The organism is Pseudomonas sp. HD6422 (assembly GCF_025377065.1).
Classification (GTDB): domain Bacteria; phylum Pseudomonadota; class Gammaproteobacteria; order Pseudomonadales; family Pseudomonadaceae; genus Aquipseudomonas; species Aquipseudomonas putida_U.
Window position 1 is genome coordinate 1 of record NZ_JAHWIW010000010.1, and the last position, 21,803, is coordinate 21,803.

Below are 21,803 nucleotides of genomic sequence, written 5' to 3' on the forward strand. Positions count from 1 at the left end.
CGCTGACGACTCATGGCACCTCCTATTTGGGCCTCATTATGAGGCTTGGAGGTGTCTACGAAACTAGGGGCGATTCAACCTGCTGTCCAGGGTCATTGCTGCGGAAAGGTGGCATACGATCACCCGAACAGTCTGGGGCTCCGGGATCACCTCACCAGCCTTAGGCCTTGAGTGAGGCGAGCTGCACGTATTTGGGTTTGGCGAGGCTGCTCCCCGGCCTCGACAGATCGGCGTGTGGCAATGATGGCCGATGCAAGTGCATGTGGGTCGGAGATAGCTTTGGCGGCTTTGAGTTCTACTCGTACACGATCCATGAGGCCCCATACAATTGCCTGGATCTCAGGAGCGTTGTCTTCCAGCCAATCATCCTCTACCAGCGAAGATTCGACATCGAAGCCAAGCGCCTTTCCTAGAGCTTTCATCCAGCGGCCGTACCTACGTACTAAGAGATGAATGCCCAGAAATTCATTCATGCCATCAGCCCAATACCACCCGCCTGCACGTTCGGGAAAGATGGCAAGGTCACTGGTGAGTTCCGCGGTCAGGTCCTGAACCTTGAACTTGAGCCGCGCGGGAAGGGGTATCGCATCGTAGATGGCCTGGGCCAAGTGGCCCACATCCACGAAGTAGTAGGAAACCAGTGTCTGCGACCAGGTTGATCGAGTGGCCTGAATATCCAATGCTTCCATGTGAGATCTCCTACCCGTGAACGCTATGCCGGCAGCACGGCAGTATTGTGGTTATCCCGCGGAACCCCATGGGCCAGGCGAAACAGGGGATGATCGCAGAGGTCAACGCCGGTAGCGTAGACGTGGGCCTCTAAGGCTTGCAGGTCACGCTTCGCCATTTGGGCTGTTGCCCGAGCTACGCTTTCACTTCCGCCGAGGGTTTTCGCTAGCAGTTTGGATGTTGCGGCCGACGTGGCCGCCGCAAGCAATAGGGTGGTGGTACGGTGCATCTTTGAAACTCCTGAAAATCTTGAGATGTATCTTCCCTTAGGTGGTCGCGTGCCAACAGCGACAAGGATGGGTGCACGATTTGCTGACGTGGGTCATGGTCGAGCTCTCCATTTGACTTATGTCCAGTGAGCCAACTCCTTCACGAATAGCCGCTTGGCAAAGAGGTGTGCAATGTTGTGAGAGGCCCAAACAATAGCTACTGCACCCAGGACAATGGAGGCCTGGGTGGAATTTGAAAAGCCCTGGACCAGGTCCATTAGACCGAAGAGCATTTTTGCCAAGATGAAGTAAGCGGCGCTTATTGAGATGCCAACCCCCATCCCGATCACACCAATAAAGGGCCTTGCAAATGCCGCGATTAGGGTCCTTCTCCATGTGTTTCCTGCCATTACCGCGACAAGGATCCAGCAATGAGACAGATAGCCTGAAATGGAGCTTGGGACCATGGTGCCCAGGGTCAGCGCTAGCCCCAAGAAGATAACGGCGTAGGTGAGGATGCCGGAGATAAGGCTGCTCGCCGGCGTGTGCATATGGTCAGTTGTCATAATTTGTCCTGTGCGGGGCTTAACGGCCCTACGGGCCGCTTGAGGGTGTGGATCACCTGCAGGGTGAAGAAAAATTGTGCGTAGAGTGGAAAGGCCGCAAAAGTTTCCGCATGCAGAAACTTTTGGCGACTTCGAAGGCGTCCCGGGAAATAGCTCAGTCCCGTAGATACAGGCGTAGCGAGCTATTGCGCTTGACTGGTAGGGTTTCTAGCGGCACTAGCGCCTGGACACTAGAGATCGTTAGATCCCCCGCCTTGGATTTGAGGCAAGTGCGCTGCTCAGCCTTGATCAGCCAGCGTGCTTCTGGCGTACCCGACGCCACTTCCACTACATGACCCATGTAGGAACATTTGGCAGCTGAGCCATCGACCTTCAGCACCACTGGGGTGGCCATGCCGGCCGAGATAGGTTGGAGGTTGACCACCGCGATGGGCTGCGCGACGGCGTATCCCTCTGGTAACCAAACCAGAGCGACCAGCGCTACGGGAAACCAGAATTTTGTCATTAGGACGCCACAGGGTCGGTTGAGTTGAGCGCAAATATCATGCCCCGTTGTGCTAGCTAGGACTAGTCAAAATGGGGTCTCGAAATTCAACACTCTACACTAGCTGTGTCGCGGTCCTTAGCCACGAGCACTCTCCGATGAAATGGGGCTAAAGTCCTCATTCTCAATGCGCACGATCCTGGTTGGTGGAACGAGATCCTCGCATGCCTCCTCATACTGGCAGGTCGAATACATCTGCAGGCCTGTACAGTCTACTTCCAGGATCGCAATGTCTTCGTCTCCCAGGCTTTCGCCAAGCCAGTTCAATAAAGCCGTTTCAACAGCCTCTCGCGTGGGGAAAAAGTAAACGCGCGCCACCGACTCGCTCAATTCAATCGACCGGGGCCCGATCGCAGGCCGCAGACCTTCCTTGAGGATCGAATCCAGGCAAGAGAGGGTGGTTACATGGAAACTCATTGGCAGCTCCTAACGAGCAGGGCGCAGGCCCTGCTGAGATAGTAGGTAGCACCGTTTTTAAACGGCTTGGTACCAGTTATAAGGGCCGTTCTGTCGCATGGTCGAACGGATCGACTCAAGCAACTGGTGCGTATCCCAGGCATCGTTAAGTGAGGGCTCAGCAGGGTACTCGGTGGTGTAACTCACTGTTCCCCACTTGTTCTCCTCCGGGGAGTAACCTACAAGCCGGCTGATGGTCACACTGGGGAAGGTGTTCTCCACAGGTACACGCTTAGCTCCACGCTTCTTGCTCTCTACGGTCAGGCGGACCACTAGGCGCAACTGAGCCTCGGCATCTTCCACGAATACGGTCGTTTGTTCACGGTAGGTGATTGACCGTTTGTGGATTTGAGGTTGGGAGTCGTAGCTTTGGCTCACAATCTTGGAGAGATCGTCGACACCAAGGGATGCCAGGAGAGCGGAGGCGAAGAGCGGGGCTTGCTGACTTGCGTTTTTCATAGCGGGACATCTCTAAGTGGATGGCCCTAATTTTGGAGAAATGTAGCTGTGCCAGAAGCCCTAGCATGCAATCTCTGGCCCATTCGACCCACCGAGGGGCACCCGAAACCTATGGCGTGATCTGCAGGCGATAGGTCGCTGACGGGGTTTGAAAAATCACGTTGGTTACTGTCACCGGCCCCCTGACAGTCATTCGGACCCGGTTATAGGGAGGGACTACCTTGCCATCCCAGCCACGGGCGTCACCAACGCTCAGATAGCTGATGGCTTTCCCATCCTGGGTACAGAGGTCTCTGGTGTCGAGCTCATGTGCGCGAAGTGTGTTTGGCTGAACAGGGTTCAACATGATGCAGCCGCGGTCGAAGCTTTGTGCCAGAGAGGAGCTGCAGATCAATAGCAGTAAAAGGGTGGCGGCATTGACATGATCGGTCATGGGAGCCTCCTCGAACTTTGCGTTCGCGTCTCACCCTATGCTGGCACGTGATAAATCCGAGCGCTACTCATGCTTGGGGGCCACCTACGCGGTTACATCGCCCCCAATTAGGCATCGAATTCAGGCTGCCAGAGGCATCGCGCCCCTAAGCTTGGCCAGCGCCTGCTTTTCAATCTGGCGGATACGCTCAGCTGACACTTGGTACTGGGCTGCCAGGTCATGGAGAGTGGCTTTGCTATTGCCGAGGAAGCGCTGGGCCAGAATGTCACGGCTTCGCTCATCCAGGCTGTCCAACGCCGCATGTAGATCACCTGACATGCCATCTGCATCAGACGCGGCCTCATACTGACGTGCCGGGTCGTATCTGTGGTCGCCGAGCTGATGCGCGGGGGACAGGAACGCTACTTTGTCATCTGCATCAGCTGCAGGATCAAACGAAGTGTCGTTTCCCGCCATACGGCATTCCATCTCCCGGACGTCACGGACGCTCACATTTAGAGTCTCTGCAATATGCTGCGTTTCGTCTGGTGTGAGCCAGGCGCGTGACTTCTTCTGCTTGCGCAGGTTGAAGAAGAGCTTCCTCTGGGGCTTCGTGGTAGCCAGGCGGACCATGCGCCCGTTTCGTAGGATGAATTCGTGGATCTCGGCTTTGATCCAGTGAACTGCGAAAGAAATCAGCCTCACCTGAGCAGCGACATTGAAGCGTTTGACGGCTTTCATCAAGCCCACATTGCCCTCCTGGATCAGGTCACAGAGAGGCAACCCATAACCCGAGTATCCCTTGGCGACATACACAACAAACCGAAGCTGCGATACAACCAGCTGCCGAGCGGCGTCGAGATCGTTGTGCTCGGCCAACCGGATAGCAAGCGCATGCTCTTCATCGGCGCTCATCATGGGGATTGTATTGAGCACTGCGAGGTAAGCGTCTACGTTCGACCCTGGAACCATAGGGATCTGGGCAGCCGCCGCGCGAGACAGGGTGATGGCGTTCATGTAGCTGTTCCTTAGAGAAAGGGTTGGCCCGCCTTCCAGGTGGGCTGCGGTGAGTTGATGAGGGAATTTTGTGGGTGATCGACGTGTGCCAAAAGCGGCTCGGCCATACATTCAGCCTTTACCCTACTCCAGAATCGACCTGGGCAACTCGACTGCAGGTAAGCTGGGATGGGCCTGGAGTAACGATAATGGGAGTTCGAGCGCCCACCGAGGATACGGACCATTAACCAACCACGGCCAGTTTATGGCCGGGTTGGTTACAGTGCTACCCAAACCGGGGTATCCAAACAGTGAGGAGCTCGCAACTCAGGCAAGCGTTTTTGAAGGAACAATACGCTGCGACAGGTAACGACCGATCAATGCGGCTGCAATCACATAGGCTGCTAGCGAGATGCCATAGCCGACCAAAGGTTGAAGGTCGGCAAACGAGGCAACCGTGCTATGGACGAGCCAGCTGACGATGCGCGCCAGGATGTCGAAGACGATTGCAGTAGTCACCGCCCGGAGTCCAACCCACTTCAGCGTCCATTGACCTTCCTCATGAGCTTCTGGGTACCAGCGCTTTCTGGCCAAGAACATTGCTGGCGAAATGATCAGAACTGCTACGGCCAGCGCCAGTGATGGCGACGGCGCCTCGTGTATAACGTTGAGTTTCAGCAAAGCGACGACCACCCAATTCGAAACCAAAAGGCCTAGGGCGAAGTGTGCCCAGTGGTAATTGATACGGTTGCAGAACAGATATTTCATGGTATTTCTCTCTTAAGGGTTACTGTGTGGAGTTGTTAGGTTGAGGGGGGCTCGCCTGTGCCAGACCCCCCCACTCTTGATGTAAATCCAGGCACCGTCCGTGCCGGCGAGATCCCCGGTAGTTATGCAGCTACCGCCGGCGCGTTTTTCAGCCACTTCCCGTTCTCATAGGCGAAGCCAGCGGCGGAAAGCATCCGCCGTCCGGTTCTGCCTGCTAGCAGGTATCCATCGTCTTCAATTCCGTGTGGATCGACAGTAAGCCCAGCTTTGAAGAACACATGCCGCGTGTCATCCGAAGTCGGTTCCCCATTGGCCATTCCTACGAACTGCCCGAAGTCCACGCCATGCTTCTCCATAACCTGATTGGCTTGATGGGTATCGAGGTCGTCAACGATGCGCTGCTCGAGTTCCTTTTTGGCCATGTAACCCATTCCCTGGATTCCCAGCTTGGCCTCAGTGATGGAGCAAGTGCTGTGCATGTACCGTTGGCCGGTACCATGATCAGTTGCGGTCACGAAGAAATTCTCGCCTTGGCGATTAGTGACTAAGCAGGCAAATAGGGCGCCTTCGAGATCAAAAAAGCGGATACCAGTGGGCAAGCGTTGGTAGAAACCAGTGACAGTGGCGTCTCCATGAGCATTTGTCTTGGAAACCACTCTGGCCGCGGGAATCCACTTCTTGCCAGGGGTAATGATCACGTGGGTCATGGTTGAGCTCCTCAGTAGTTGATGAGCTCATTAGAAGGGTAGGTGCCACGTGCCAGAAGCAGCCCTGGGAAGTTTTTTTAGGGCAGTGGGCGAGGTCGTTTGGACAGCCAGATCAATGGGTTTTGGCCAAGGGGCGCTGGTCCTTCTTTTGACCTCTCATCACGGCTTTCAGCTCCTTGAGCTCAGCCTTTGCATCCCCGTAATAGTCGGCGATGACATAGCGACTTCCACTGCTTGTCGTTATGACATCCAGCCCGACCACGGTGACCTCACTGGTGTGAATGGGCGTTTCGTCTTCGAATCCTGCCCGGCCAAAGGTGTACCCGCCAGCCTTACGCCTACCGACACCATCAGCGTCTAATAGGCGGAATCCCGAAAGTACCCCATCCGCTTTCTCAACTCTTGCACGTTCAAGAGCCTCGATGATGTGAGGGGCGTGTTTGGGAAAAGGTGAATGAGTCATCCGCATGGATATTGATCTCCTCTGGAAAGGGGCCGCAGAGGGCCCCGGGTCGCATGAACCTAGGCGGCGGCCTTAAGTTTTTCGTAGCGCCAGTTTTCGTGCTCGCCCACTGAAGCCTCCTGAGCCAGGCGCTCATAGGTGAAGGTCGTCATGCCCTCAGCAAGTGTTTCTCTTACAAGAGCACTGATCTGGTCAGGGGTATACGCTCCCTTCATCCCTGCAACTGTTTCGTGGCCGCTGTAGAGACTTCGGCCTTTGATGCTGTTCAAGGCCGCGCCCAGGAACCCAAAAGCTGTAGAGCATCCAGATAGGTGGTCGACGATCGCCTCGTCTGATTGGATGCACACCGAACGGTCAAGAGCGATCAGGTTACACAGGGCCTGCATTTCAGCTCGCTGGCCTCGAGCTGGTGTGCTTGCGCCGTGTTGACGGATCGCACTAGCAACAATTGCTTGGTAGGTGCGTGCGCAAACGCCATCCAGTACAAAAGTCGCAGCTACGGCATAGGCGCTGGCCAGGAGAGGGTCCCAGTAGGTTGTTTGATAGTCGGCCAGGAGGATGATCTTGGCGATTTGGTTTTTGTGACCCTGCAGGCAGACCCTTGCACGCGGCCGGAGATTGCGGATGACTCCTAGCGCTTGATAGCTGTGGAATGCCTGGTTGAGATTCAGGACGGGTTGGGCGTGTTCCATGGGAGAGCTCCACTGAGTTGTGTAGAGCCATCGTCCTGCGACTAGGAGTGTGCCAGAAGCGGAAAGCGTGATGCCGTGCAGGCGCTGCCTGCAAAGGTACTAGCCCGACCAGTCTCAGAGTCAGGCTCTGGCTAGCAGGCATGAAAAAGCCCGGGCAAGCATACGAATGAGGTAGCTTGGTACCCGGGCTTTCTGCGAAGGATCAAGCAGCCTTGGATTCGCTCACTTGCTCAGAGTCCTTCGAAACGGGCTTTGCCGAAATGAGGTCCACTAGTGCCTTCTGCTGGGAAGTAGCTAGCTTTCGGAAGGCACTCAGCATGAGCTTCTCACTAGTCGACAGACTGTCGCTGTACACCTGGACTTTGGAGTCGTCAGTCTCATTGGCCAGGCTTTCCTCAAGGCGGGCGATGATCTCGGAGTTCATGCTGCGGTGGCGCGCCTTGGCAACCTCCCCAATCTTCTCGCGCATCCCCTCAGGCAGCCGCACGACAAATTTATCTGCGGTACGGCTGCTGTAAACTTGGTGATTCGATGGTCGCATGTGTATTCCTCTTTGTCTTGCCGGCGGGGCCGGATCATTCCGCTCAGATTTGTTCATGATTGAGCGTGCCACCAGCCCCGAAATCCCTAATCTCGGTGGCGAGTTGATTGATTCTATGGGTATGGCTGCCGAAGGCTAGTCAAAACGCCCACTCCAAATTCAAGTGCTGTGCTCACAGGTGGCCCTATCGCGGGCCGAGTGGGCTAGTGAACCGTGCGCTCATTGAGCACCTGTGCAGAAAGACGGTTGTTCTTCAGCACCTGGGCTACAGCTTCAGCGCCGCGGGTTTCGATTAGCACGGTAAGCGCTGCCTTTGCCTGCGACACAAGGTGCGAGCTCTGGATCTGGGGAAGGCCCGCGATTGGGATTTCAGTGATGCCCATTCCTGTCTCCAAATCGGAGACCTTGACGTGGGTATTACAGGAAAGGTGGCGATGAATGGCAAAGCTGAAAGTTTCGCCGGCGATGCTGCTCTCAAAAGTGCTGAACAACTCGACCGAGCGGATGCCGTTACGAGTGGCCAGGGTGATTTGATTGTTCATGAGGAGCTCCAGTCATAAGTTGATGGAGCCATCTTCGAGGCCAAATAGGTGTGGCAGAACCAGGCCCACGAGAATTTTTCACGTAAAGCTCGCCGTCAGCCGGCCGGTGTCGAGGTGACCGTTCCAAACCTGACCTTGGGACTTCTAGCGCGCGGGATGGAGATCCTGCGATCCAGGGCCAGCTGGTTCCAGGCCTCACCGAAATTCCGGCTCAACCATCTCTTGACGAAAACCTGCCGGTCTTCCACTTCGAGACAGGCTTCCCCGCCGGCTTCAACACTGTAGGTCCGGATGCAAAGACGATTGTCGTTAGAGATGGTTGCTACCCGTAACCGCATTCTGGGTTGAAACTTTGAGACCTTGAATGCGAAGGCTTGGTCCTCAGGACACTCTCTGCCGAGCAAGGACTGAATCTGCAATGCAGACGCCTTAGTGGCCTTCGTTCTGTGCATGGCCGACCGTACGGTGGGGAGGGTGCGAGCGAGGAGGAGGGCGCTGATCGAGGAGACGATCCATACAGCCGGCAGCTGTAAGCCAGGTAGGAGATTTCCGAGGGCTGCGATTGCTGTGATGAGCATGAGGAAAAGGTGGATTCGCGCTTTGCGCCTTTCTCTCCTGGATTCGTACTTCAAGTCCAGGGATGAAGCTATGTCGACCCCTCTTGATAGGTCGATGCTGTCGAGAATGCCTTTTCTACTCATTGTATTGCCGAGGGCATGTGCTCCCGGCCGATCCTAGTGGCCCACGTTGAGTACAGGTATAGCGAAAATAGACTGCAGTTGCTACCCGTAAATTGGATCTCGAGGCCGGGCACTCAGCCGACGGCCTCTAAAGCCCAGCGTTCACAATTGGCTGGATGGTTCGGCTACGGGTCACGGGGCCGAGATGTCCGGCCCGCGGGTGTCTGGCTGCAGCGCATTCGAAAGCAGAAGAGGCAACCACGCTCAGTGTGCTACTTGCAGCGAAGCAAGTGCCTGGCGATCGGGCGACCAACCGGCCAGCTGGCAGGCCTGATCGAAGCTCGCCATATCGCCAGACAAACGGAACTCAGCGGTGATGTTTCGGATCTGGCTCGCGCGCAGCTCCATGCTTGTGACAGTCTGGAGGATGGCATTGCCGGCTACCGTGGACATAGCGGACTCACGCAAAGTGCCGGCCGATTCGACCATCTGAACGGCCAGTTCATCCATGCAGGCAGCATAGGCGGCCACGTTATGGGTGGTGGAGGTTGCGTTGATGGCTGGTGTCTTATTCATGATCCATTCCTTTCTATTTTTAGGGTTTAGTGAGTTGCAGGACGAGTGCTGCCCTGGGGCTTTGACGTGCTGAAATTCCTGAAGCGCCGGAGCTCATCCGCGCAACGAATGAATTCGGCAGCCTGGTCGTCGGCCAGTGCGAAAATGCCTGTGCCACGGAGTGTTTTCAGCCCCGATGCGGCCGCCATAGCTTCCGCGTAACTCAGGGTACTGATCACCGGTTTAGCGAAGCCCGATGCGTCAGTCAGGTTGACCTCTACCAGCAAACTCCCAGCCTGAGCTTTGAAACTGACGATCGCCTTATAGTCCGGGTTGAATGCTGGCTGGCGCTCTCGAGCCGCTTTCAGTCCTATTGCTAGGCCTTCAAAGAAACCCTCAAGCCAGTACTGGCATACCGTTACACGGGTGAATTCCTCCCCGAAGTGGCTGTGAGCATGCTCCGCAGACGCCACGGCGAGCCCAGCTCGATGGAGCGCGGTTGTGAAAACCGTTCTTGTACCCTTGAACATCCTCAATACCTCTCAGTTGATGACACGAGGCGTTTCGACAGTATTAATGCTGGGGCCGCTTTGTGTGTGCCACAAGCCGTGACCCAGAACTACTCGCCTTGCTCTGCAGTTGGCTGCTTAGCCGCCTGGCGCTTTGCTTTTGCAATTGCCGCGGCGCGTTTGCTTTGTGCTGCTTTGATGGCAGCTTTCGAGGTCTCTGCCTGGATTCGAAATACCTCGCTGTTTTCGTAGTCGGGGTCTGTGGGTTTCCCGCCGTAACTCCAGCTGCCATTTGGGAAACGTACAACGGTCCAGGTTTGGGTCATGATGAGTCAGTCCATTTAGGATGTGAGAGGGCCTGCTCAGCAGGCATGGGCTAAAGGACGATCCTCGTAGGACCAGTCCGCAACGTTTCGGTAGGTTTCGGATATGGCGAACCGGCCCGGGGGCAGGATTACTGGAATGATGCAGCCTTTGCCAATCCGAACAGCCCTCAGTTTCGAGGTGAGCCGCTTGAGCATTTTGCGTATGCCTGGTGTGCCCAGTCGGCGTCGAGAGTCAGCCCAGTTGAGGTCAGTCAGCTCGCGGTGGCGGCACATTTCTCTTACGGCATAACGGGCCTGGTTTAACACATCTCGGGCCTCTGGCACTTCCTCTGCCAACTCATGGACGGCCAACCTGCAAGCGGTGTCGAGGCACAACCAGCCTGCCTCGCGGAAAAGAACTTCTGCAGTACAGGTGGTATGTGTCGGCGACATTTCCTGATGAATCCAGGTGTCGTTCATGTAATTGTGCCGTGCTTCAGCGTAAAGCGCCGATGGGTATTCGCTGTCCACCCGCCCATACACATAGGCCGGTCCAGTGTATTGAACGACGGAGTAGTAATCCTGGACCCGCTGCAGTACCAAGGCGGTGGCGCGTCGAATGTTGGCGGCAGTGATGTCGTCAGCCATCCCCAGCTGAGCTCGCAAGCGAATGCGGTTCATGGCCGGCAGGGTGCCGTCCTGAGTAGCGCCTGCGATCGTCTGAGCTGTTGCTGGTTTATCCGCCATGACCCGTCTCCTAGTTGATGGGCCCATTCTCAGGCTGGTCATTCCGTGGCAGAACCACCCGATACCGCTTTGTGCTCAGAATTCTTCGGACTGGTTTAGCAGGGAATGTGGTGAGCTGCGGGTACGGATGGCAAATCAAAGCCCTCCGAGGAGGGCCTCATTCCTACAGGGTCAATCACCCAGGTGTAGAGCTGCTCGCTTTTTGAGGTCTTCGAAGTCCACTTGGTCGAGTTCACCAACCGTGAAGTTCAAGGCTTCCTTCAGCAGCCCCCGGAGGACTTCAATATCTGGCTCAGCAGCGTTGTGTTGAGATGCCGGTGTTGCTTCGAGCGGTTGGCTCTCGTAGAGGAACTCAGCGCCTTCAACAGAAATGTGATGGAGCGAGAGGTGCTCCTCCTCGACGTCACCCTTCACCTCGTCCAACTCGATGGTGAGCCCGCTAACGGTATAAGAGGCGCGGAGGTCAGAAAATGCCTGCTCGCCAAGTACGTGATTCAACAAAGTCTCGAGGGTGGGGAATTCTTTTTTGAAGCCCTCCCATGAAGTAGACACACGGCAAAACGTGTCGTTGTAGTCATCCATTGCCACATAACCGCAATGGGTTTCGGAGCTGCCCAGGGTCTTGAATTCAGTGAGGGTGATGGTGAGTGCGTTAGCCATTGCCTGCGGGTCCTTTGATGGTTGATGTGTCCAGTGTCGGGGTAAGGCAGGGGTGCCAGAAGCACCCCGGGGATCACAATCAGCCAATCAATGCAGGGGTAGCGTAGAAAGGCGCAGATTTCAGCCCGCGCGGTTGCCGACACGGTCAAGCAAGGACGGCAGAGGAGGAATCTACTCAGCACCTTCCGAATTGTCCGTTGTAGGAGGTTTCTGGTCGCTCTCGGCCTGCTTGCACCCACTCACGTCACGGCATTCTTTCATGGCAGACGCCATGAGTTGCTGGCCAATCATGCGGGCAGCTTTTTGATCCATTTGGGTGATGGACTCCTCGTACTTGGACAAGGCCAAGTCTTGCTGCATTGCCGTGGCATGGGTTGAGCGTTCATCCGACATTCCCATGTTGGAAGTGAAATTCCAGCCAATGTTGGCCGCGGCGGCCCCCAAGAATCCTACGACCAGCGCAGCTCCGCAGAACTCGCCAAGCGATAGCAATCGGTCTTTCCACTTCCGTGGTATTTCGACGTATGGATTTGGAGCGTTCCTCTTGCCCTGAGCCGCCTGTATTGCCTCGATCAGCTTTTCAGCTTCAAGCCGGCTGCTGAAATGGACTACGGTCGATTCGAAGTTTTCGCATCCGGTCACCACGTAGGAGAGGGGGCCATCAAACCCGGGCCGAGTCTCGATCTCATCACGGGCGCGCAGCACCATCCCCGTCCCCCCAATACCAGTAGTTATTTCAAAGAAATAGCCGGGTGCAGAGAGTGCAAGAGGCCCCCGTTTATTAGGTACAACGGTAATCTCTGACGCCGCGTTGAAGACGGTTGGTGTGGATTTCATGGCAGGGCTCGATGAAGAATGAGGCCTCATTGTCTGCGATGCAGAATCAGCAGCAACCCAAAACACGTGATCGGAATTCAAAGCCGGCCCCGTGCTCATCCTTGCGTGAATAGTCGCTACACACCCTGTATGGGGGCCTCATAGTCGATGCGATTGGGGTTCTGGTTCCAGCCCCGCGGCTTCCTGTCTACACGGTACTTCATGCTTAGCATTGCTGAATGGCTTACTGACTGGGCGGCGCTGCTGAGCTTGGCAAGATGCGCCTGGGCGTCGGCATAGGTCATGAGCTTGCACTCTTCGATCAGGATTGAGGCGCTGCCAGCGGCCGGAAAAACCAAATTGCCTTTGAAAGAGGCCTTGCGGAGGATGAATCGAAAGTCGTGCAGTGCGGCCATTTTTGCTGCTCCATTGGGTTCAATGGATTTCATCATCAGCCGAGCTTGGATGTGCCAGAAGCTGTAGTGGGAGATCTAGCATTGAGGTGGCCTGCCCATTCCGGGCAGGCTGCTTTCGTCAGTTGCCTGTCGCGATAGGGGGCTTAGCCCTCTTGCGGGTTGGCTTCTTAGGAGGAACTGCCGGCGTCAGCATCTGAACTGCCTCAGTGATCGAGCCTTTATTGAGCTCGATCCAACTTGGCGGGATAGCAGGTTCGGCATGGGCTGGTATGGACACTTCTTCAACCAGGTTCTGTTTGAAACCCCGCGGCAGACGGATGTCTGGCGAGATGTTCAGCAGGTGGCGGGTCCAGTACTGTTTCCAGTGCCCCTTCGGAGGGGATACCTCGTGAGCAGCAATCGCAACCTTGGATTTTTTACCAGGGCCAACGGCGCGGGGGAAAGGAATATTGATTGTTTGCTTCAAAGATCGTCCCTCAAATCTACGGGCTGGCGGAGAGTTGATGCCCGCCAGCGGGTCCAGTGTACCGGATTGGTGCGCACCTTTACGGAGGGCAGGGCAGTCAAAGCCCTGCTCAGGATCTAAACGTATGGCATAGATGGAAGACCGATCGTGCTCTCCCCCTGGTACAGGGTGTGCACAGTGCCGTCCATGAGTTGAAGCTGGACCCAAGAGTGGCCATCGCAGGAGTAGTTGTAGGCCTGCTCCTCGGCGACCATGGTCTTGGCTTTGCCAAGTGCTTCGCTATAGCTGATGGTCCCGGCGGCAGGAGCTTGGAATGTGTGAAGGTTCGGAACCGCTTCACTTGGTCCAGTGCAACCATGCTCGACGTTGTACGGCGGGAGGAAGACTTTCTTACTCAGGTGTGTGTCCTCAAACCACTCTGGAAGATCTTCGCCTAACACGCAGCCGATAATGGCCAGGGCATAGGCGTGAATCAGGTGTGGGGCCATGTAGCTTCGGCCATCTGGGGTCTCTACGAGCCAGGTTGCGTTGCCGATCGGGCGACTTGAAAGACCCCACTTGCTGACGATTGGCATAATGGCCGCCAGTGCGTAAGGATTCTGATCGGCAGCCTTGGTATCGAATGGCCCGAACTCGCGACCGTCGCAGATCAGTCCACCATTCCAGTAATCCCAGGGAACGCGAAGGGTGTCTTTCTTTTCAAGCGAAAGGGCGAGATAGAGGCAGAGTAGGTTGCCCTTGAGGGAGTTCGAGCGCATTTTGGGTCTCCATGATGAGAGCCCATCATCAGACAAGACTTGACGTGTCAGAAGCCGATTTGAGATTGGTGTGAGGACTCCTCTCCTTCAACCGCAACCGCCTTGGCCAGGCCGAAAGCTTGAGCTGCTAGGCTCTGGCGTGATGCCCCGGTTCCCTCGGACTGCCTTTAAGCAACTGTTACAATTAGGCTTTTTGGAAGGAATCCATGCCGCTAGCCATAATTTTCGCCCTTTTGCTCCTGGTTGCCGTGTTCCCCTGGGCGCTTGCGGTCTATGGTGCAACCATCCTCGCCTATGGCCTATGGTACGTGGTCAAAAGCCTTTTCATGACTGCGTTGCTGATCTTCGCATACTGGCACTCGGCCAAATCCAGCGAGCGTTTTGCTCGCCGCCGCGCAAAGCAGCTCGAGCAAGCAAAAAACTGAAAGTTGGCCGGCCAGGGACAACGCTGGCTGACTGAATCTTGTCAGCTCCCCGCGGGGGTAACCGCTATTGCGCCGGCCGCTGTGTTGTCGCTTGGAGTAGCAGTAGAGCCCGCAAGCAACTTGATATCGAAGGCGTCAGCCGGGACTTCGATACCCCACCACTCGAAAGCCTTTTCGCGAAACAGAGTCCAGTCTTCGACGGACGTTGCGCCATGTGTACACAGCCTGCATTCCCCAAGGCCGGCCATCTGCTCGGTTATCGTGTTATGCAAGTCAATGCCCCGAGGGCTGAAGCGTCCAACGGTGCTGCCATCAGAGGCCTGGAGCCACACACGGTCACGAAGGACACTCGTTTCTAGCCAGTATTCGAGGGCCATCACTTTTCCTTTAGTCTGCTGATCTGCAGTGATGAATGAGCCGAAGGGCCAGGGCAGAACCACTGCCGAGGTCCACAATTAAGATTCGTCATTGTGATGCATTAGCACGAGTGCCAGAAGCCTGCGAGGGTGCCGTTCGCACATTTTGAACGTGGCAATTGTTGCGAGGCAGACATCTGGTCATGCGAGAAAGTCGGATTGACTGACTTGGTGTGGGCGATGCCTCTACCCGGCCACACTAGAGCGGCCGTGCTGGACACGCCGCTGGCAGTGCGAGGCTTACCGGCACTGGATGCCAAATTTGCTATAGAGCAGAGCAAGATCCCGGTTGTAGCGCCGGTACGTTACTTCCTCCGCAAGACGGTCATGGTAATCAGGACCAAATTCCCTGGTCAGGCCGCGACGCAAAACCCAATCCACGAATAGCGGTCGAACCACAGTTTCAGCCAGGCCCAGAGTCTCATGTACCCAGTTGAGTTCCGCAGCTGGTGTACGAACCTTGACGTTGTTGTTCTCCCCCAGCAGGTACTCAACTGCCCAATTTTCCCCGGTATCCATGCCAATAGTGAACCAGGTGTCGCCGCTCGGTTCATCACTCAGCTTTGTGTGCTGGCGCTGGCGGTAAGCGTTTCCCACCATACCCTCGAATGCGAAGCCCGGGGTGAAGGTGGCTCGATCTGCACCCACGATCAGTCGCGGGCCTAGAAAGTCGAGCTGATCACGTAAAATCTGAGCCAGCGCCGGCCCAAGCCTGCGCATGTAAAATCGTTCGGTGTACACCCTTGGTTTTTGCTCGGTCATCTGGCTCCTCGAGCGCGACAATAAGTTAAGGTTCGGTCAGGGTAAAGAACACTGCCGTAGCATTCCCATCTTGGGAGTCGATTGGTAACCACCCTCAGCTCCAGAGCGTCGCAGGTCAACGACAGCTCATAACTCTGAATGGCCTTGCCAGCTTAACGGCTGTTACCCAAATGCCTGCCAGTGCGGTATTACTGGCCCTGGTTCTCTTCATCGAATTTAGGAGGGGCAACCCAAATCCGGCATGCGAAAAATTTCCTCTTCGGTGGTTCTGGCACGCGCATTTCGCTGAGACGATGGCCTCCTCAACGAACACAGCTACTGCCAGCGCGCTGGTGGCTGTGCACATAGCGCACCTTCATCGGAGATACAAACGTGGTCATTCACTTTTCGCAAGCCCTGAACACTTCCTCTTGCGGTCGTACCGGCGCGAGTCTATCTATCACCCAGGATCAGGGGCAGGTTACATGTAAGTCCTGCCTGCGAACGCTTGAGAAGAAAGCAGCCCCTCGTGCAGAGCCTGAGCAGAAGACCGTTGCTACGCCAGCGCGTCAGCCTGCAGTGACGGCACAGGCAGCGCCTGCTGCCCATGTAGCACAGCGTGTATCCGAATCACCCTCGGCACTGAGCCCGAGCGAATCGTGGCGTCATCGTTTGGCCGAAATGCCAGGCCGCAATCGCCTCCCGCGTGGTGGCGCTCAACAAGTCTTCATCTGAGCCGAAGCCGGCGGCACCGCCTGAGGTGCCGCCCTCCATTTCGCGCTGCTGGCCAGCCGTTTGCTGGGTATGCCTAAGTTACCCAGCACCTCCCCAGCAATTCCTTGCTGGTGCCCCTATACAGTAACCCTGATTCAGATCTTGGTTGCTGTCACCATCAGTTCCCACTGACCATGCTTGCTGCCGCCGCGGATCGTAAAAGGCTCTCCGCGAGTGAGTACCGCATAGCCTGCATTGATGATCGACTCAGTTTCTGGGATTTCAATGAATGCGGCCGTCCCCTCGATCGGCTTACGGCGCATAGAGAGCAGCCGGGTATAGTCCATCGTATAGGACAGTTGGATTTTTCCTTCACCAGTTGCATAGGCGGAGCTGAAGAACCCGTAACCAGTCTCCACCCGATTCTGCACCAGATCTATTACCTCATCCCCTTTCATGGTGACGGACTCGACGTAGGCCTGGCTCTGTGTGTTCTCTACCTGGCTGAAAGTCCTGGCCAACATTTGCGCGCTGGTGGAAGAGACGACTTTGCCGTTCATCTTCAGCTCTGTGTCGATCTTGAATAGATCATTCGCTTGGGTAGCAGTTGCACTCAAGGCAAGAGCGGCTGAGAGGAGGATTGCTTTCATGAGGCACCTTGGGATTTGGCTGGAAATCCCAAGGTTACTTTGAGGAAGAGGGGTTGCAACTCAAAATGGGGTGCCGAATTTCACCGGCATCATTGGTCGCGACGGCGGCGAATTAGGGGAGGGGCAAGAACATTACTTCGACGCCAAGCGTCGTAGGTGGTGGCCGAGTTTTAGCTCGGGTGCCAGCCAAATAAGAGGCAGGACCATCAGGAGGATGGTCGCAATGATCAAAACTGAAACTCCGATCGTACCGCCCAGCATGTGCCAAAGACGTGGGTCGTACATCATGAACCCTGGGTTGATGTGCGAAAGAGTGATGGCATCATTCGTATGGGAGGTAATAGTCCAGGTACTGTCGAGATTTCCAACCGCCCGGCCTACCATGCGGCATGCGCCATTTTCAATGGACTGGCCAATCAGCTCGCACACCCTGGCATCCTGGACTGGAACCTTGACCGAATCGATCACCTGCAGCGCGAAACCGATTTTGATGGCACACCAGAGGACAAGGTATTGCCAGGCGAAAGAGAGAAGTAAACGCACAAAGTGAATCCTAAGTACTGCCCTACGGGCGAGATTGATTGTCAGGCCAAGAAAAGGAGCCAATGGTACCCCATCCCTGGTAGGTGCGCCGTTTTAGCTCCGTTTCTAGTACTGCCTGTGGGGTACCCCCGAATCGACCTCTAGCCGGATTTGAGCCCTGACACACATCAACTCTAGCCCCAGCAGGCTTTCGCCTCGCCAATTGCGCTTATCGTAGATCCGGGGATTAGTCTCCCAAAATCCGCAGCCATAAATCGTATCGCTGGCGCTGGCCTCTACGAGTTCCAAGTCATCGGTCCCAAGCAGACTGGCTTTCAGGTCGTTGTGCTGAGTGAATTTGGCGTACAGGCTGTGCCTGAGGATGGGGCGGCGCTTGGCGACCCACACTTTCTCCACATAGCCCTTAACGAGTCTACCCTGGGCCTTGTGCTCCGCTGGATCTGGTGTGGCCATGATTTTCGCAGCTCGGACCTCATCGCCGAACAGCTTGGCTTTGGCATACATCAGCGGCTGCTCCACACAGGAGAAGGTCAACCCCCTCATGGTGAAGTCTCGCAAGAACCAGTTGCTGTAGATCTCAGACCTGTGGTGAAACAGCAACATGCCATTAGCTGTTATCACTGAAAGCCCCCGTAATAGGCCCGCGCATCCTTGTACTGCTGGACAGTAACGCCTGCCTTTCTGCAGAGGTGGTAAAAATTCAGGTCCGGCTCTTGGGAACGAATGCACTCAACTTGATCAATGACTTCACGAGCCCATGCGTCCTGAGCCAAGATCCCTTCAACCCCCGGCTTCGGTCCTGGTTCCAAAGATTCGAAGTCATCAGGCATCCGCGCGTGCTCGTCAGCCAAGCTGGCGGTGCCGTTCTTGTGGGTGCATACAGGGTGGTCAAAGTGCATAGCTGGTACCGGTAACGTGGCCGGGCCATGCCCGGCGCTCAAGTAGGAATTATGCCTTCTCATGCTGCCGATGGGGCCAACCTAAGTTGGCCCTTCGGTTGATCGGTTAGGCCGCGATTTCCTTCGCATGCTGGCTGAGACTGGCTTGGAACGCAGGCAGTGCGAACAAGCGGTCAGCGTAGGAAGACAGTGCGCGGTACGGCTTCAGGCACAAGCCAGCCTCCTTAGCCGCCCACAGCCAAGGGCCGATGGTTACATCCATGACGCTGATCTGGCTGCTGGCGAAGTACGCAACGCCTTGAACCATGCTGTCCATTTGATGCAGGTACTCGCGCAAGCCTGCTTGTGCGGCCATGTCGCCGGCCTTCGCGGCGCTCAGCAGCGGAAACAGTTGCTTGTGGAAGGAGCGAACCTGCTTACGGTAGACGGCACGGCTGGCGGTGTTTGCAGGCAGCAGGGGAGGTTGCGGGTGCTGCTCGTCGATGTACTCAATGATGATGTCCAGCTCGCCAGTGGTGACATGGCGATCGCTCAGGCTTGGAGCCTCGGTAACGTCCACGGCCAGCGCCAGCTTGGCGTGTTGATCCATGTCGAGTTCAACATACTCCAGCCCTTTGACTTCGGCAGCGAATCGCACAATGTGCGATTTAACGCAGTTGGCGGAAGTGAACAGCTTGGTGTTGGAGGAAATGGACATTGTGGAAACTCCGTTGTGCTTGGCTGATGCACACATAGTACACGCCTAGGCGTGTACTACAAAGCAAATTATGCCTAACCAATGGACTTTCGCATTTCCGAACATCGGGAACGAAAGCTTGTCTTTGCGGCCTTCCAAAGTTCTTTCAGAGTCGAAGAACTCAGGCCGGGCCAGTTGTTCCCAGATGTTCAGAGTCGCCCCGGGGAATTAGATTAGAAATCGGCACGAACACAGCGGCGGATAGTTCTAGCTCGCTGGTCTGACCACTAAACGATAGGTACTGAAATCTACTAATGAACCCGCGATAGGCCCAACCGGATCAACGATAGTGGTGTCTTTGACGCGGAGAGATATTCCAATGCTCTGTGTTGTCGGCACATGCACAGAACCGTCCTCGGATTCGAGGTGTAGTATTGCCTGGAGGTGCTCCTCACCGAAAAAAATTACATGACCGTCAGGGTCAGCCTTAAGATCTCTAGTCAACACTAGCTGAGGTGCTTGCTTCCCAGCAACGTCTCCTGGGAGATCGAACTGAACGCTTGCGTCTTTTGCGGACAGTATTCCATCCCACAGGAGCTTTTCGCCGACATAGACCTTAAACGCGTACGCCGGCCCTCCAGATGCTTGACACTGAAATGGAGTAACACCATCTTCGGCGTAGAACGTTCGTTCGGTCGAATAGCATGGCTTGCCGTTTGCTAAGCGTGTGTCCTCTGATGCACCGGCGCTTGTGGCGAGAAAAACAACACTCAAAGCGACGGCAAGCGCAGAGTTCTTTACAGTTGTGGACATCTTCAGAAAACTCCAAATTACCTGAACATCAGAATCCATGGTTGATGGCCTAAATATACAGGTGAAATCTCCGGTGTCAGCCCAGACAGACGTTGCTTATTTTCCTTCAGCCTTGAGGTGTGGATTACCGAGGCACGCCTCAAGCTTGCGTAGACCCATCTGTACCGTTGCTTTGGAGCGCTGCTTGTCGCGCTCACGCGATTCTTGTGTGAGGCGGGTGAACTCAGCCCAGCCGGCTTCGTCCTCTTCCTGGCTCAGGACAGGCGTTGTCTGCGGCGGGGTCAGTCGGTCATCGTTGGCCCGCGCCTGGGGGCTGTCCGCATAGATCGAGAGATTGGTAGTTTTGTTCATGTGACGAAGCTCCATTGAAGTTTGTTGGAGCTATCGTCAGGTTGCCCTGGGTGTGGCAGAAGCCTTGCCAGCGATCAATTCTCGTGTGGCGTCGATTCCACACCCCGCGCAGGGACTGGCGCTGGCCGGGCAAGAATCCTGGCTCATCAGGGTGTGGTCTTCAGCGAGAACCGTTAGAGGGGCGAGGCCGGTGGAGCCAGGTGTAGCCCTTGAATAGCGCATTCGCGCTCCCCATGGGTAAGTGTCCAGCCCCATTGTTCGGCAGCAGTATCAACACCTTGCTCGGCTTGCTCGATCGTTGCGTGATAGACAAACGCGCCAGCAGGCCCACGCGCGGTATCGACAATGTGGGACACACGCTGTTTGCTCTGGGCTTTGGTCACAACCAGGACTAGGGCAGACAGAGAGGTATTTGGGTAATAGCCCTTGATCTCTCTGGCGAAATCGAAAGGATCATGATCAAGCAATGCGATCCCAAGTCTTGCGGCGCGGGCCATTGCGCATTGCTCCTCGGTAATGAAGTCCAGCGGGATCGACGTATCCACCCCAAAACCTGCACTTGGGTACACAGGGACGCCGTTGTGCCAGTCGTGGGAGCGGAGCAACAGCATGAAACCTCCCCACTCCTGAACAGTCAGCTGTTTTGGCATTCTCGGATGCTCGGCTTTGAATCGCTCATAGAACGCATCATCGAGCAGCTTGAGCATCATCCGAACAGTCCGGTTGCATACCAAATGATCAGGGGTGTCGTGCCGATGGTTGAACGTTGCGCCGGTATACGACTTCTCAAGCGCGGCGACGGGCAGCAGCTGGCGCAGCAACTCAAGCGAGTACTCGATGTAGAGTGGGTGCGCTTGAGGCTTGAAAGCCTGGCCTGAGATTTCATTCGCGATGTGCGGAGCACGGATATCGGCCAAGAGTTGAACGAGATCCTGTACTTCAAATTTGGGTTGCTGGCGAGTCATTGTGATGTACCTGGCTGGTTTGGATGGTGCCAGTCTCATGCCGGGTTCGATGTGCCAGAAGCCTTCAGGATGATTGGGGCGCACTTTGACATAGGTCGTCGCCCCGATTAGGTTCCAGGCTTTAGCTGTTGCTCAAAACAACTACAAAGTGGTTCCCGCCGAAGGGACCGCTGCCGATTGCAGCCCGAAGTTTTTCAACGACCAGATCCCAGCCGGGCATATCTGTATCTGTGCCTTCACCGGATAACGACGGATCCACGAATATGACCACATCGGCAATATCACCCTCACATACCGGACCTTGCCGGTGGTGCCAAGTCATGGCCTGCGATGAGTTGAGCCAGGCCTGAAAGGTCGGCTCTGTGAACAATTCCGGTACCGAGAGTTTGATTCCCGTGATAGGGCTAACGCCGGCAGATGATATTGCGGTGTCGAGAGTTGGGGTCATGATAGTGCCTGATTGATGTGTGGGTTGATGGCAGGGAGAGCTGCAAGCTGCGTGTGGCTTACCACTCGTAGACCGGGAGATCCTCAACCGTGTCAGCGCTCTGATCAAAGTGGACCCATGTGGCAGTCCACTTGGAATCGCCGTTTGAGCATGGCAGGGCTTTTCC

At 55.8% G+C, this 21,803-nt stretch carries 33 protein-coding genes; 1 reads left to right on the forward strand and 32 read right to left on the reverse strand.

Annotated features, from left to right (window positions below; genetic code table 11):
- Positions 1-146: 146 nt before the first annotated feature.
- The 22 genes from KY379_RS08880 to KY379_RS08985 all read right to left on the reverse strand — a co-directional run bounded on the left by KY379_RS08880 (position 147) and on the right by KY379_RS08985 (position 13,996).
- Positions 147-689, reverse strand: a complete 543-nt coding sequence (locus tag KY379_RS08880) for a hypothetical protein (protein WP_084851436.1) — start codon at positions 687-689, stop codon at positions 147-149.
- A gap of 386 nt (positions 690-1,075) precedes the next feature.
- Positions 1,076-1,504 carry a hypothetical protein gene (locus KY379_RS08885; protein WP_084859116.1) on the reverse strand — a complete coding sequence of 143 codons (429 nt, stop codon included), beginning with the start codon at positions 1,502-1,504 and terminating at the stop codon, positions 1,076-1,078.
- Positions 1,505-1,658: 154 nt separating this feature from the next.
- Positions 1,659-2,009 carry a hypothetical protein gene (locus tag KY379_RS08890; protein ID WP_084859117.1) on the reverse strand — a complete coding sequence of 117 codons (351 nt, stop codon included), beginning with the start codon at positions 2,007-2,009 and terminating at the stop codon, positions 1,659-1,661.
- A 117-nt stretch (positions 2,010-2,126) separates the two neighbouring features.
- Positions 2,127-2,465: a hypothetical protein gene (locus tag KY379_RS08895; protein ID WP_084852388.1), complete on the reverse strand. Its 339-nt coding sequence runs from the start codon at positions 2,463-2,465 to the stop codon at positions 2,127-2,129.
- A gap of 57 nt (positions 2,466-2,522) precedes the next feature.
- Entirely contained in the window at positions 2,523-2,963 is a 441-nt protein-coding gene (locus tag KY379_RS08900; RefSeq protein ID WP_084852389.1) for a hypothetical protein, read from the reverse strand.
- 109 nt (positions 2,964-3,072) lie between these two features.
- Positions 3,073-3,396: a hypothetical protein gene (locus KY379_RS08905; protein ID WP_084852391.1), complete on the reverse strand. Its 324-nt coding sequence runs from the start codon at positions 3,394-3,396 to the stop codon at positions 3,073-3,075.
- A 120-nt stretch (positions 3,397-3,516) separates the two neighbouring features.
- Positions 3,517-4,392, reverse strand: coding sequence for an RNA polymerase sigma factor RpoH (gene rpoH / locus KY379_RS08910; protein ID WP_084852393.1), 876 nt, complete (start codon positions 4,390-4,392; stop codon positions 3,517-3,519).
- 306 nt (positions 4,393-4,698) lie between these two features.
- Positions 4,699-5,139: a hypothetical protein gene (locus KY379_RS08915; protein ID WP_084859118.1), complete on the reverse strand. Its 441-nt coding sequence runs from the start codon at positions 5,137-5,139 to the stop codon at positions 4,699-4,701.
- 122 nt (positions 5,140-5,261) lie between these two features.
- A complete protein-coding gene (locus KY379_RS08920) occupies positions 5,262-5,846 on the reverse strand; it encodes a hypothetical protein (RefSeq protein ID WP_084851860.1) in 585 nt (194 codons plus the stop codon).
- A gap of 112 nt (positions 5,847-5,958) precedes the next feature.
- On the reverse strand, positions 5,959-6,315 hold the full coding sequence (locus KY379_RS08925) for a hypothetical protein (RefSeq protein WP_084851859.1): 357 nt from the start codon (positions 6,313-6,315) through the stop codon (positions 5,959-5,961).
- 53 nt (positions 6,316-6,368) lie between these two features.
- Complete coding sequence (locus KY379_RS08930; RefSeq protein ID WP_084859119.1) at positions 6,369-7,001, reverse strand: hypothetical protein; 633 nt, start codon at positions 6,999-7,001, stop codon at positions 6,369-6,371.
- Between the two features lie 202 nt (positions 7,002-7,203).
- On the reverse strand, positions 7,204-7,542 hold the full coding sequence (locus KY379_RS08935; protein ID WP_084851855.1) for an Arc family DNA-binding protein: 339 nt from the start codon (positions 7,540-7,542) through the stop codon (positions 7,204-7,206).
- A 203-nt stretch (positions 7,543-7,745) separates the two neighbouring features.
- Positions 7,746-8,084, reverse strand: a complete 339-nt coding sequence (locus tag KY379_RS08940) for a hypothetical protein (RefSeq protein WP_084851852.1) — start codon at positions 8,082-8,084, stop codon at positions 7,746-7,748.
- A 944-nt stretch (positions 8,085-9,028) separates the two neighbouring features.
- Positions 9,029-9,340, reverse strand: coding sequence for a hypothetical protein (locus KY379_RS08945; RefSeq protein WP_084851848.1), 312 nt, complete (start codon positions 9,338-9,340; stop codon positions 9,029-9,031).
- A 26-nt stretch (positions 9,341-9,366) separates the two neighbouring features.
- Entirely contained in the window at positions 9,367-9,849 is a 483-nt protein-coding gene (locus tag KY379_RS08950; protein WP_084851846.1) for a hypothetical protein, read from the reverse strand.
- Between the two features lie 89 nt (positions 9,850-9,938).
- On the reverse strand, positions 9,939-10,154 hold the full coding sequence (locus tag KY379_RS08955) for a hypothetical protein (protein WP_084851843.1): 216 nt from the start codon (positions 10,152-10,154) through the stop codon (positions 9,939-9,941).
- Positions 10,155-10,190: 36 nt separating this feature from the next.
- Positions 10,191-10,880: a hypothetical protein gene (locus KY379_RS08960; protein WP_084851841.1), complete on the reverse strand. Its 690-nt coding sequence runs from the start codon at positions 10,878-10,880 to the stop codon at positions 10,191-10,193.
- Between the two features lie 171 nt (positions 10,881-11,051).
- Entirely contained in the window at positions 11,052-11,540 is a 489-nt protein-coding gene (locus tag KY379_RS08965) for a hypothetical protein (protein WP_084851838.1), read from the reverse strand.
- A 171-nt stretch (positions 11,541-11,711) separates the two neighbouring features.
- Positions 11,712-12,377 (reverse strand): hypothetical protein, encoded by a 666-nt coding sequence (locus tag KY379_RS08970; protein ID WP_084851836.1) that lies wholly within the window; start codon positions 12,375-12,377, stop codon positions 11,712-11,714.
- A gap of 116 nt (positions 12,378-12,493) precedes the next feature.
- Entirely contained in the window at positions 12,494-12,808 is a 315-nt protein-coding gene (locus tag KY379_RS08975; protein ID WP_139813985.1) for a hypothetical protein, read from the reverse strand.
- Positions 12,809-12,890: 82 nt separating this feature from the next.
- A complete protein-coding gene (locus KY379_RS08980) occupies positions 12,891-13,238 on the reverse strand; it encodes a hypothetical protein (RefSeq protein ID WP_139813984.1) in 348 nt (115 codons plus the stop codon).
- Positions 13,239-13,354: 116 nt separating this feature from the next.
- The gene (locus tag KY379_RS08985) at positions 13,355-13,996 is read right to left on the reverse strand and encodes a hypothetical protein (protein ID WP_102059449.1); all 642 of its coding nucleotides are present in this window, start codon (positions 13,994-13,996) and stop codon (positions 13,355-13,357) included.
- A gap of 206 nt (positions 13,997-14,202) precedes the next feature.
- Here KY379_RS08985 and KY379_RS08990 point away from each other — a divergent pair, with 206 nt between their 5' ends.
- Positions 14,203-14,421: a hypothetical protein gene (locus tag KY379_RS08990; RefSeq protein ID WP_084851825.1), complete on the forward strand. Its 219-nt coding sequence runs from the start codon at positions 14,203-14,205 to the stop codon at positions 14,419-14,421.
- 656 nt (positions 14,422-15,077) lie between these two features.
- On the opposite strand, the gene KY379_RS08995 is transcribed toward KY379_RS08990, so the two are convergent.
- The 10 genes from KY379_RS08995 to KY379_RS09040 all read right to left on the reverse strand — a co-directional run bounded on the left by KY379_RS08995 (position 15,078) and on the right by KY379_RS09040 (position 21,637).
- Positions 15,078-15,599, reverse strand: a complete 522-nt coding sequence (locus KY379_RS08995; RefSeq protein ID WP_084859120.1) for a hypothetical protein — start codon at positions 15,597-15,599, stop codon at positions 15,078-15,080.
- A gap of 848 nt (positions 15,600-16,447) precedes the next feature.
- Positions 16,448-16,942, reverse strand: coding sequence for a hypothetical protein (locus tag KY379_RS09000; RefSeq protein ID WP_084851818.1), 495 nt, complete (start codon positions 16,940-16,942; stop codon positions 16,448-16,450).
- 132 nt (positions 16,943-17,074) lie between these two features.
- Positions 17,075-17,485: a hypothetical protein gene (locus KY379_RS09005; protein WP_084851810.1), complete on the reverse strand. Its 411-nt coding sequence runs from the start codon at positions 17,483-17,485 to the stop codon at positions 17,075-17,077.
- 105 nt (positions 17,486-17,590) lie between these two features.
- Positions 17,591-18,088 carry an NADAR family protein gene (locus KY379_RS09010; protein ID WP_139813983.1) on the reverse strand — a complete coding sequence of 166 codons (498 nt, stop codon included), beginning with the start codon at positions 18,086-18,088 and terminating at the stop codon, positions 17,591-17,593.
- Between the two features lie 14 nt (positions 18,089-18,102).
- Positions 18,103-18,384 carry a hypothetical protein gene (locus tag KY379_RS09015; RefSeq protein WP_084851806.1) on the reverse strand — a complete coding sequence of 94 codons (282 nt, stop codon included), beginning with the start codon at positions 18,382-18,384 and terminating at the stop codon, positions 18,103-18,105.
- 106 nt (positions 18,385-18,490) lie between these two features.
- Entirely contained in the window at positions 18,491-19,081 is a 591-nt protein-coding gene (locus tag KY379_RS09020) for a glutathione S-transferase family protein (protein WP_084851804.1), read from the reverse strand.
- Between the two features lie 246 nt (positions 19,082-19,327).
- Complete coding sequence (locus tag KY379_RS09025; protein ID WP_139813982.1) at positions 19,328-19,912, reverse strand: hypothetical protein; 585 nt, start codon at positions 19,910-19,912, stop codon at positions 19,328-19,330.
- A gap of 57 nt (positions 19,913-19,969) precedes the next feature.
- Complete coding sequence (locus tag KY379_RS09030) at positions 19,970-20,224, reverse strand: hypothetical protein (RefSeq protein WP_084851802.1); 255 nt, start codon at positions 20,222-20,224, stop codon at positions 19,970-19,972.
- Between the two features lie 173 nt (positions 20,225-20,397).
- Complete coding sequence (locus KY379_RS09035; protein ID WP_084851800.1) at positions 20,398-21,189, reverse strand: hypothetical protein; 792 nt, start codon at positions 21,187-21,189, stop codon at positions 20,398-20,400.
- A gap of 121 nt (positions 21,190-21,310) precedes the next feature.
- Complete coding sequence (locus tag KY379_RS09040) at positions 21,311-21,637, reverse strand: hypothetical protein (RefSeq protein ID WP_084851798.1); 327 nt, start codon at positions 21,635-21,637, stop codon at positions 21,311-21,313.
- Positions 21,638-21,803: the final 166 nt, after the last annotated feature.